This is a genomic window from Leifsonia sp. SIMBA_070 (assembly GCF_046534635.1).
Taxonomy (GTDB): domain Bacteria; phylum Actinomycetota; class Actinomycetes; order Actinomycetales; family Microbacteriaceae; genus Leifsonia.
Map to the genome: position 1 here is coordinate 1 of NZ_JAWRYK010000008.1, position 1,039 is coordinate 1,039.

The 1,039-nt window shown below is 56.0% G+C and carries 1 protein-coding gene and 1 pseudogene; one reads left to right on the forward strand and one right to left on the reverse strand.

Going from position 1 to position 1,039, the window contains the following annotated elements; all coding sequences use genetic code 11:
- Positions 1–81: pseudogene (locus SB754_RS19120) on the reverse strand (plasmid mobilization relaxosome protein MobC); the annotation flags it as partial.
- Between the two features lie 31 nt (positions 82–112).
- Here SB754_RS19120 and SB754_RS19125 point away from each other — a divergent pair.
- Entirely contained in the window at positions 113–304 is a 192-nt protein-coding gene (locus tag SB754_RS19125; RefSeq protein ID WP_000165985.1) for a Rop family plasmid primer RNA-binding protein, read from the forward strand.
- Positions 305–1,039: the final 735 nt, after the last annotated feature.

A 1,039-nucleotide genomic window follows, 5' to 3' on the forward strand; every position in this document is an offset into this window, starting at 1 on the left:
TTCCAGTAACCGGGCATGTTCATCATCAGTAACCCGTATCGTGAGCATCCTCTCTCGTTTCATCGGTATCATTACCCCCATGAACAGAAATCCCCCTTACACGGAGGCATCAGTGACCAAACAGGAAAAAACCGCCCTTAACATGGCCCGCTTTATCAGAAGCCAGACATTAACGCTTCTGGAGAAACTCAACGAGCTGGACGCGGATGAACAGGCAGACATCTGTGAATCGCTTCACGACCACGCTGATGAGCTTTACCGCAGCTGCCTCGCGCGTTTCGGTGATGACGGTGAAAACCTCTGACACATGCAGCTCCCGGAGACGGTCACAGCTTGTCTGTAAGCGGATGCCGGGAGCAGACAAGCCCGTCAGGGCGCGTCAGCGGGTGTTGGCGGGTGTCGGGGCGCAGCCATGACCCAGTCACGTAGCGATAGCGGAGTGTATACTGGCTTAACTATGCGGCATCAGAGCAGATTGTACTGAGAGTGCACCATTGCGGTGTGAAATACCGCACAGATGCGTAAGGAGAAAATACCGCATCAGGCGCTCTTCCGCTTCCTCGCTCACTGACTCGCTGCGCTCGGTCGTTCGGCTGCGGCGAGCGGTATCAGCTCACTCAAAGGCGGTAATACGGTTATCCACAGAATCAGGGGATAACGCAGGAAAGAACATGTGAGCAAAAGGCCAGCAAAAGGCCAGGAACCGTAAAAAGGCCGCGTTGCTGGCGTTTTTCCATAGGCTCCGCCCCCCTGACGAGCATCACAAAAATCGACGCTCAAGTCAGAGGTGGCGAAACCCGACAGGACTATAAAGATACCAGGCGTTTCCCCCTGGAAGCTCCCTCGTGCGCTCTCCTGTTCCGACCCTGCCGCTTACCGGATACCTGTCCGCCTTTCTCCCTTCGGGAAGCGTGGCGCTTTCTCATAGCTCACGCTGTAGGTATCTCAGTTCGGTGTAGGTCGTTCGCTCCAAGCTGGGCTGTGTGCACGAACCCCCCGTTCAGCCCGACCGCTGCGCCTTATCCGGTAACTATCGTCT